This is a genomic window from Nostoc sp. UIC 10630, assembly GCF_010747425.1.
Taxonomy (GTDB): domain Bacteria; phylum Cyanobacteriota; class Cyanobacteriia; order Cyanobacteriales; family Nostocaceae; genus Nostoc.
The window spans coordinates 1-9,142 of sequence record NZ_JAAGOG010000265.1; the positions used below are offsets into that span (position 1 = coordinate 1).

A 9,142-nucleotide genomic window follows, 5' to 3' on the forward strand; every position below is an offset into this window, starting at 1 on the left:
GGTCATTGGGCATTAATCAATAATTTTTCTTCCCCATGGGGAATGGGGAAGAAAAATTATTGATTAATGCCCAATGCCCAATGACAAATGACAAATGACAAATGACAAATGACAAATGACCAATGACAAATGACAAATGACAAATGACAAATGACAAAACCAATAGAAGTCCGTAATCCCAGAACTGGCAAATTTGACTACGTAATTATCCCGGCACCCCCAAGGTTGCTAGCACAGCAATGCAAGCGATCGCGCCGGGCACAAGTTAGCTGGCAAAAACTGGGTTTAGAGGGGAGAATTGAAGCTTTACAGCAGTGGAAGGCAGCGATATTATCAGAGCGCGATCGCTTAACGGAAGCTCTGGTAAATGATACGGGAAGATTATCAACCTCAATATTAGAAATAGACTCTTTCCTCTCTAGCATTGATCGGTGGTGCAGGTTAGCACCAGAATTGCTGCAAGACTCTGCAAAAAACACAGCAATTCCATTTATCGCCTTGCAACAAACTTCCGTTCCTTACCCTCTAGTGGGGATAATTAGCCCGTGGAATTTTCCTCTGTTGCTGTCAACTATTGATACCATTCCGGCATTGTTGGCGGGTTGTGCCGTCATTGTCAAACCCAGTGAAATCGCTCCCCGCTTCGTTGCACCACTGACAACAGCACTCAATGCCGTCCCTAAATTGCGCGATGTCTTAGCTTTTATTGAAGGAGCAGGCGCAACCGGATCTATTTTGATTGATAATGTAGACTTAGTATGCTTTACAGGTAGTGTCGCCACAGGGCGAAAAGTGGCAGAAGCGGCTGCGAAACGGTTTATTCCAGCTTTTTTGGAATTAGGGGGAAAAGATCCTGCGATCGTTTTAGAATCAGCCAACTTAGAATTAGCAACCTCAGCAATCTTGTGGGGTTCCGTCGTCAACACTGGACAGTCGTGCTTATCAATTGAGCGGATTTATGTTGCTGAATCCATATTTGAAAAGTTTTACCATCAATTAGTAGCCAAAGCGCATCGCCTTGGGCTAGCCTACCCCACTGTTGAAAGTGGAGAAATTGGCCCCATCATCGCCGAAAGACAAGCCGCAATTATTAGCGATCATCTCCTAGATGCAGTAGAAAAGGGAGCAGTCATTCACTGCGGCGGTGTAATTGAAGACTTAGGTGGGGGTTGGTGGTGTCGTCCAACAGTGCTTACCCAGGTTAATCATTCCATGAAAGTGATGACCGAAGAGACTTTTGGCCCCATTATGCCAATAATGCCTTTTGCCACAGTTGAAGAAGCGGTATCTTTAGCAAATGATTCAATTTATGGATTAAGTGCTGCTGTTTTTGCCTCGGAAGCTGAAGCCTTAGAAATTGTCCAGCAGATAGATGCAGGTGCTATTAGTATCAACGATGCTGCACTCACAGCCATCATGCACGAGGGAGAGAAAAACGCCTTTAAATTCTCCGGGATGGGAGGATCGCGCATGGGTGCAGCAGCGCTGAAACGCTTCATGCGAAAAAAAGCTATTTTAATTAAAACTAACGCGACTAATGACCCTTGGTGGTTTGATAATGAATCATAAATACTGTGAAGAACCAGGGATTAATACACGTTACGAAAACTTATAGACCACTACAGTTCCAATACTTCTCGGTTAAGGGGAAAAGGGGAAAGGGAAAAGGGAAAGAAAAAACCTTTAACCCTTACCCTTTACCCTTTACCCCAAACCCGATTCCGAGTTAAAAATGCTTAACCGAGAAGTATTGACTACAGTTCAGTTAAGCAATTGTTTTCCTTCTCTTTCTTTTCTCTGTGTCGCGCCAGTTGCTACAAGTAGGGGAACCCGTCCACCGGACTGGCTCACCGCTTTGCGTCTACTTTAAAAAAATGACTTTGACGAAGAAGCTGCCAGAGCGATCGCTAATGGTAAAATTCGATGTTCTTGAATTTGAATCCTGGCGTGGAGGGTTTCTGCTGTATCATCCGGCAAAACTGGTACTGCGGCTTGCATTAAGATTGGGCCACTGTCCATTTCTAAACAAGCAATATGCGCTGTACAACCAGTGATTTTTACCCCAGATGCCAAAGCTTGTTCTACAGCATGGATTCCCTTGAAACTAGGTAACAAACTAGGATGGATATTAATAATTTTGTTAGGAAAGGCATCAATGAAAACTGATGTCAACAATCGCATCCAACCTGCCAAAATCACCCATTCCACATCGTAGTGCCGCAATGTCTGCACAATTTTCTCATCCAACTCTTCTCGGATTTTATAGTTGCGGTGATTCAATAAAACAGCTTCTACACCTCTATTGGCTGCTCTGACGGCTGCTTTCGCTGAGGGATTATTGTAAATTAAAACTTGAATTTGGGCATTTAGCTGCCCATCTTGAATAGCTTGAGCAACTACATCAAAATTGCTGCCATTCCCAGAAGCCATAATTCCTAGTTTTAAAGGGGCGACTTGTTGGTGAACATCGCTAATACTGGGAGAAACCAAGCTCAGGGTAGAATCAGGGCGGAGGGTCATAACAGCTAAGAAGGAAAATTATAGATGCGAAAAATATATAACACGTACACTTTTGTGTAAAAGCGTAGCTTGTTTAATGCAAGGGGACGCATTAATATTGTTACCCAATGCATTGGCATTGTTACCCGATGCATTGGCATTGTCAACCGATGCATTAATATTGTTACTCAATGCATTGGCATTGTTTCCTGATGTATTGGCATTGTCAGCCAATGCATTAACATTGCAGGGTATTGCCAAATTTACTTTGTTCTGAATTAATGAAATGCTCTACTAAGTCATGGTTGGATACTGATACAGTAGCTGCCTGGATTTTTCTTAGATAAAGAGGTAAGATTTATACTTTAATTTAGCAGTGTCTCTTTCCATGTTGCGATGTCTACGATGGGCTACGCCTACGCTTGATTAAATTTTGCTCTAAAAATTTAGCTTATAATCTAATCCGGTTGATAGAAATAATATTCTAAAACTTGGTATAAAGGAAACAATACAGAGATTAAAGCCGCATAGGATTTGATCGCAGCATAGGTAAATTAAATGGCGAAGGTAGCGTTGCTGATTGGGGTCAGTGAGTATGAGCCAGGGCTGAACCCTTTGCCCAGTGCAGTTAGAGATGTGGAAGCAGTGTATGGTGTACTGCTGCATAGCGAGATGGGCGGGTTTGCCGCGTCAGATATTACCCTGCTAAAAAATCCTGAACGACAAGTTGTAGAAATGGCGATCGAAATGCTGTTCTCCAGTAGGCACAAAGATGATTTGCTGCTGCTGTACTTTTCGGGACACGGCATCAAAGACGATCGCGGTAGGCTGTATCTGGCGACTCGCAACACCAGTAAGACGCAGCAGGGCGAATTGATTCGCTCAACGTCGGTGTCTGCCAATTTCATTCACGATCGCATGAGCGAAAGCCGCTCCCGTCGGCAGGTGGTTATCCTAGATAGCTGCTTTAGTGGCGCGTTTGCTGAGGGAATGTCTGCCAAAGATGACGGCACAATTGACATCCGGGAGCAGTTGGGCGGTGAAGGACGAGCCGTATTAACTTCTTCTACTTCAACTCAATATTCTTTTGAGCAAGAGGGACAAGATTTATCGATTTACACTCGCTTTTTGATTGAAGGTATCAAGTCTGGAGAAGCCGATCGCGATCGCGATGAGTTTATCTCTATCGATGAACTCCATGAGTACGCCAGTCAGAAGGTGCGAGAAGTTCAACCTGCAATGAAGCCGGAAATCTATGCAATTCGAGAAGGTTTTAAAATTCGACTGGCAAAGGTAGCTCCGGGCGATCCCAGACAGCGATACCGTAAAGAGGTTGCGCGATTTATTCATCGAGGCGAAATTTCCTTTGTTGGTCGTCGTACATTAGATGTACTCATGACTCGCTTGGGATTGGAGACAACTGAGGCGAAAGCGGTCGAAGATGAGGTGTTGGAACCGTACCGCAATGAGTTCCGCGACAAACTCCAGCAGTATCAGCAGGTGTTCACTGAGCTACTAGAGCGAGATGAGACGATTACAGATAGCGATCGCCACGATCTGCAAAATCTCCAGCAAATTTTGGGACTGCGGAATGAGGACACGATGCCGATTGAGGCACAGGTGACTGCACGGTTTAAGACGCATCAGCAAAACCTGCAAACATATCAGCAAGCGTTTACAACGGCACTGCGACAAGAGTTTCCTCTAAGTGCAGCAAGCCGCGATCGCTTACGGCAAACCCAGCAACGATTAGAACTTACGAATGAAGATATTGCGGCGATCGAATCTCAGATTACGGCTGAGGTAGAGGCATATCACCAGAAACTCCAGGACTACCAACGGCTGTTTTTTACTGCCACGCAGCAAGAATATCCTCTCAGTGAGGCAACCCGGACTAACTTACGTCAACAGCAGCAGCGCTTGGGATTGACAGATGTAGATGTTGCACCAATTGAAGCGCAAATCACAACGCAGATTCAAAGCTATCATCAAAAACTCCAGCAGTACGAACAGGCGTTGGTGAAGGCGACGCAGCGCCAGCATTATCCAGATGATGTGACGCAAAAGCAGTTGCAGGAAACCTGGCAGACGTTGGGGTTGAGTGAAGGAGATGTGGGTGCGATCGAGAGGCGGATTAATGCGGAGATTGCAACGCATCAAGCAAACTTGCGGCAATATGAGCAAGAGTTTACAGAAGGTGTTCAGCAAGAATATCCGCTTAGGGCTTTTAAACGCTCTCTACTAACCCAACGTCATCAAGCGTTGAATCTGACTGCTGAAGATGTGACTGCAATTGAAAATCCAATTGTTGCTGCGATCGAGGAACATCGGCAAAAGCTGCAACAGTATGAAGAGGTGTTTAGAGAGTCGATCCAGTTTGAATATCCTCCTAGTGATGTTACTCGTGAAGAACTTCAACGTTTTCAACGAATTTTAGAACTAAATGATGCAGATATTTCTGCACTCGAAGCAATTATTATTCAATCATCTTCAGAAGTAGAATACCGGAAACAGCAAGAGAGAATCAGACAGCAGCATCAGCCAGAAAAACAACAAGAAGAAGCTGTACGACTAAACCAGCAGGAGGCAGAAAAACAACGGCAGCAGGAAGAAGCAGAATATCGCCAAAAATTACAGCAGATGGACATCACTGCAATTGAAACCAGAGTTGTAGCAAGCCAAGAATTGATTAAACCTCCAATTCAGCAGTCAAGCTCTGCTCAACCCACTCAATCGGCTCAAGAGCGAATAACCCGACAAAAGTTTTTGAAATGGGCTGGCTTCGGAAGTGTAGGTTTGGTGACAGCAGTAGTAGGTCATGAAATTTTTAAGGGTCAATCACCGACACCTAAATCTACTAATCAACTTGCTAATCAACCTACTAATCAATCAACAACTATCTCTATAGCTGAACCGAAATATATTCTCTTTAAGTTTGAAACGGTAACGGTAGATAAAAAGGGACAGGTAATTAAACGAGAGCCTAACAAGCAAGCTAAGTTCTTTAAGGAGGACTTAGGCAATGGCATAACTTTAGATATGGTTCAGATTGTTGAAGGCTCTTTTAATATGGGTTCACCACCCGGTGAAAATGGTCGAGCCAAAAATGAAGAACCACAGCACGTTGTGAATGTCCCTGCTTTTTTTATCGGCAAGTTTGAAGTGACTCAGGAACAGTACCAGCAAATAATGGGTAGCACTCCGTCCAAATTCAAGGGAGTAAAACGTCCTGTAGAGCAAGTTCCCTGGAATGATGCAGTGGAATTTTGCAAAAAGCTGAGTCAAAAGGCTGGGCGTAATTATTGCCTACCTAGTGAAGCAGAGTGGGAATACGCCTGTCGTGCAGGAACAACGACACCATTTCACTTCGGCGAGACGATTACAACTGAGTTAGCTAACTATGAGGGAGATTCCACTTATGCTTCTGCACCAAAAGGAAAAAATCGTCAAGAAACAACAGAAGTAGGAAGTTTTTCACCCAACGCCTTTGGATTATACGATATGCACGGGAATATCTGGGAGTGGTGTCAAGATACTTGGCATGAAAGCTATAAAGGAGCGCCTAGTGATGGAAGTGCATGGATAGATAATGATAATAAAATTCGGACGCTGCGGGGCGGTTCCTGGTACGACCTTCCTGGAAAATGCCGTTCCGCGTCCCGTAATCTCAACTTTAGGGTGGGGCGCGACCTCATCCACAGCAATCTTGGTTTTCGGGTTGTCGTTTCAGCCGTTGGGAGGACTCCTTAGCCCTTTATACTTCTTTCCTTTACCCTTTTTCAGTGTAGCGAAGCGGAACGATCTAATTTTTGAAAAAAAATTAGGACTTACGAAGACTCCAAGTAGAGATAATTATGAACCAAGAGCTTACCCAAGCGATGCCTCAGAAGTTCAGCTATTCCACAGCATCGATTTACTGACTATCGATGAGCTTCCATATATGCTCGCAGTAAGGTATTGATGTGCGTTTGATAACCCTGTCCTTGCGATTTAAACCACTCTAATACATCACTGTCAATGCGTAACGTCACCTGTGCTTTCTTTTTTGCCGCAGGTAAACCCCGTTTAACTGTAGCCTTGGCAAACAGTTCTGGTGTAACTTCCGGGCAATCTGATAAATCAATGTCTTCATCGCTCATAGCATCAAGCCGTTGCCAATCAGTCTGAGAATTGCTCGAAATAGATTCGTTGCTCATATTTGGTTGCCTTTCTTGCAGAAATAATCCGCGTTAAATCATCACGATCTGTATGGACAACAGCAACGACTCGCCCTTGCAACAAGCCAAACGTGACGAAACGCTGCTCTCCATAGCTGTAGCGGTCATCTTCAACCGTCACCGTGTCTCCATCAAATACTGCTGGGATATCGATAAAATCGATTCCGTGCTTGCGAAGATTAGTAAAACGTTTTGCTTCATCCCATTCAAACTCCATCACATAAATACAGCTACGCTTACCTGATTGTAACGACAAATTGTAGTTACAGCCACTTAGCCAAACGGATCTGCTGGGCTACGAGATTAAGCTAGGATATTAGTAGGAATTATTTTTGCTACTAATTGGTAGGAAGATGAATGTAGAAAAACTCTCTATTTCCTTGCCACCGTCTTTAGTGGAGTTTATCGAAAACTACAAGCGCAATAAAGGTTGTAAATCTCGTTCTCAAGTAATTGAAGAAGCATTAGAATTGCTGCGAAACCGAGAATTAGAGGCAGCTTACCGAGAAGCGTCTGCTGAAGTTGATAACGATTGGGATGTGACAGTGGCAGATGGTTTAACAGATGAAACGTGGTGATATTTATTACGCAAATCTTAGTCCGGTGATGGGTTCAGAAATGGGTAAACGTCGTCCAGTGCTAATTGTCAGCAATAATATAAGTAATAGTGCTGCTACCACTGTGACAATTTTACCGCTTACTTCTAATGTGAACCGTGTTTATCCCTTTGAAGTTTTGCTTAATCCAGAGGTTAGTGGTTTAACGAAGCCTTCTAAAGTACAGGCGCAGCAAGTGCGAACAATTTCTAAGCAACGAATTACTGGTGAAGTATTAGGTAGTTTAAACGCAGATTTGATGGTACTAATTGATGCAGCGTTAAAATTGCATTTGGGATTGGTTTGAGTTTGCAGAAAAATAGCGATGTTTAAGTAAAGACTCCAACTAGAGGTAATTATGAACCAAGAGCTTACCCAAGCGATCGCCTCAGAAGTTCAGCTATTCTGTTGAGGTACTGCGAAATCGTGTTGAGGTACTGCGAAATCGTGTTGAGGTACTCCGAAGTCATGTTGAGGTACTCCGAAGTCATGTTGAGGTACTCCGAAGTCATGTTGAGGTACTCCGAAATCGTGTTGAGGTACTCCGAAGTCATGTTGAGGTACTGCGAAATCGTGTTGAGGTACTCCGAAGTCGTGTTGAGGTACTTCGAAATCGTGTTGAGGTACTCCGAAATCGTGTTGAAGTACTTGAAAGTCGTATTGGAGTACTTTCAAACTTTGTCGCACCGCAATCAAGTACAAAGAAGCGTAGGCGTATACGCCTACGCTTGACTTTTAAAACAGTCGCTACACATTTATTATTCTTTAGGCAAAACCTACGCAGTATTGCATTAAAATTGCTGCCATTCCCAGAAGCCAATTACCGAGGCGACTTGTTGGCATACATCGCTAACACGAGGAAAAACCAAGCTAAGGGTAGAATCAGGGCGGAGGATAATAACAGCTAAAAGGAAAAATTATATATGTCAAAAAAAATATATACTACTAAGTCGTGGTTGGATAATGATACAGTAGCTGCCTGGACTTTTCTCACACCAGCACTAATTTTACTCGGCGTTTTTATCATTTGGCCGATCGCCTATTTGTTTTACCTCAGCTTTACTGCTGGTAGTTTCACCTTAAAAGGTACTTATTGGATAGGCTTAAAAAACTATTGGCGCTTGCTACTTAACCCCGACTTTTGGCAAGTTCTGGGTAACACCTTTTATTTTACTGTTGCCACCATTATTCCCAGTCTAGTTATTTCCTTGGGATTGGCTGTGCTATTAAACCGCTCTATTCCCTTGCGGGGCATCATGCGGAGTGCATACTTTTTACCTTCAATTATTTCACTTGTGGCAGCCGGTTTGGGATTTCGCTGGCTGTTTCAAACATCAGGGCCAGTTAACGGACTTTTAGATTTTTTTGGTATTCCAGCCATACCTTGGCTAGGAGATACATTTTGGGCAATGCCAGTAATTATTTTAATGAGTATTTGGAAACAACTCGGTTTCAATATGGTAGTTTTTTTAGCAGGCTTGCAAGCAATTCCTCCGAGCCGTTATGAAGCAGCAGATTTGGATGGAGCAAATGCTTGGCAACAATTTTGGTATATTACTCTGCCTGGATTGCGCCCGACTGTGATATTTGCAGTCATTACTACCGCGATTTTTACATTGCGGAGTTTTGAGCAAGTTTTTGTCATGACTGGCGGTGGCCCACTGAATTCGACTAATTTGCTGGTTTACTACATTTATCAAGAGGCTTTTGGTCAGTTTGATTTTGGTTATGCAGCAGCAGCCGCGACGGTGTTACTAGCAGTGACGCTGGTATTAGTTTATTTTCAACTGCAAACTTGGAAAGACGAGTGAGGGGGGTAGGATGCAGGGG

Annotated in this window: 10 protein-coding genes; 6 read left to right on the forward strand and 4 right to left on the reverse strand. The window is 43.7% G+C overall.

The window, feature by feature from the left end:
- Positions 1 to 150 precede the first annotated feature (150 nt).
- Positions 151 to 1,569 carry an aldehyde dehydrogenase family protein gene (locus G1O98_RS34125; RefSeq protein ID WP_163938030.1) on the forward strand — a complete coding sequence of 473 codons (1,419 nt, stop codon included), beginning with the start codon at positions 151 to 153 and terminating at the stop codon, positions 1,567 to 1,569.
- A gap of 297 nt (positions 1,570 to 1,866) precedes the next feature.
- Here G1O98_RS34125 and purN read toward each other — a convergent pair whose 3' ends face one another.
- A complete protein-coding gene (gene purN / locus G1O98_RS34130; RefSeq protein ID WP_163938033.1) occupies positions 1,867 to 2,520 on the reverse strand; it encodes a phosphoribosylglycinamide formyltransferase in 654 nt (217 codons plus the stop codon).
- A 97-nt stretch (positions 2,521 to 2,617) separates the two neighbouring features.
- On the opposite strand from purN, the gene G1O98_RS34135 reads away from it, so the two are divergent.
- Both G1O98_RS34135 and G1O98_RS41285 read left to right on the forward strand, forming a co-directional pair.
- Complete coding sequence (locus G1O98_RS34135) at positions 2,618 to 2,776, forward strand: hypothetical protein (protein ID WP_163938036.1); 159 nt, start codon at positions 2,618 to 2,620, stop codon at positions 2,774 to 2,776.
- Positions 2,777 to 3,057: 281 nt separating this feature from the next.
- The gene (locus G1O98_RS41285) at positions 3,058 to 6,249 is read left to right on the forward strand and encodes an SUMF1/EgtB/PvdO family nonheme iron enzyme (RefSeq protein WP_345940626.1); all 3,192 of its coding nucleotides are present in this window, start codon (positions 3,058 to 3,060) and stop codon (positions 6,247 to 6,249) included.
- A 170-nt stretch (positions 6,250 to 6,419) separates the two neighbouring features.
- Here the strand turns inward: G1O98_RS41285 and G1O98_RS34150 are convergent, their stop codons facing one another.
- The gene (locus tag G1O98_RS34150; protein ID WP_163938041.1) at positions 6,420 to 6,695 is read right to left on the reverse strand and encodes a BrnA antitoxin family protein; all 276 of its coding nucleotides are present in this window, start codon (positions 6,693 to 6,695) and stop codon (positions 6,420 to 6,422) included.
- On the reverse strand, positions 6,658 to 6,972 hold the full coding sequence (locus tag G1O98_RS34155; protein WP_345940627.1) for a BrnT family toxin: 315 nt from the start codon (positions 6,970 to 6,972) through the stop codon (positions 6,658 to 6,660). The genes G1O98_RS34150 and G1O98_RS34155 overlap by 38 nt, the downstream gene beginning before the upstream one ends.
- Before the next feature lie 97 nt (positions 6,973 to 7,069).
- On the opposite strand from G1O98_RS34155, the gene G1O98_RS34160 reads away from it, so the two are divergent.
- Entirely contained in the window at positions 7,070 to 7,294 is a 225-nt protein-coding gene (locus G1O98_RS34160; RefSeq protein ID WP_163938044.1) for a ribbon-helix-helix domain-containing protein, read from the forward strand.
- The gene (locus G1O98_RS34165; RefSeq protein WP_163938047.1) at positions 7,281 to 7,619 is read left to right on the forward strand and encodes a type II toxin-antitoxin system PemK/MazF family toxin; all 339 of its coding nucleotides are present in this window, start codon (positions 7,281 to 7,283) and stop codon (positions 7,617 to 7,619) included. Before G1O98_RS34160 ends, G1O98_RS34165 begins: the two co-directional genes overlap by 14 nt.
- Before the next feature lie 89 nt (positions 7,620 to 7,708).
- Here G1O98_RS34165 and G1O98_RS34170 read toward each other — a convergent pair whose 3' ends face one another.
- Complete coding sequence (locus G1O98_RS34170) at positions 7,709 to 7,999, reverse strand: hypothetical protein (RefSeq protein ID WP_207794523.1); 291 nt, start codon at positions 7,997 to 7,999, stop codon at positions 7,709 to 7,711.
- A gap of 236 nt (positions 8,000 to 8,235) precedes the next feature.
- Between G1O98_RS34170 and G1O98_RS34175 the strand changes: the two genes are divergently transcribed.
- The gene (locus tag G1O98_RS34175; RefSeq protein WP_163938054.1) at positions 8,236 to 9,123 is read left to right on the forward strand and encodes a sugar ABC transporter permease; all 888 of its coding nucleotides are present in this window, start codon (positions 8,236 to 8,238) and stop codon (positions 9,121 to 9,123) included.
- The last annotated feature ends 19 nt before the right edge of the window (positions 9,124 to 9,142 follow it).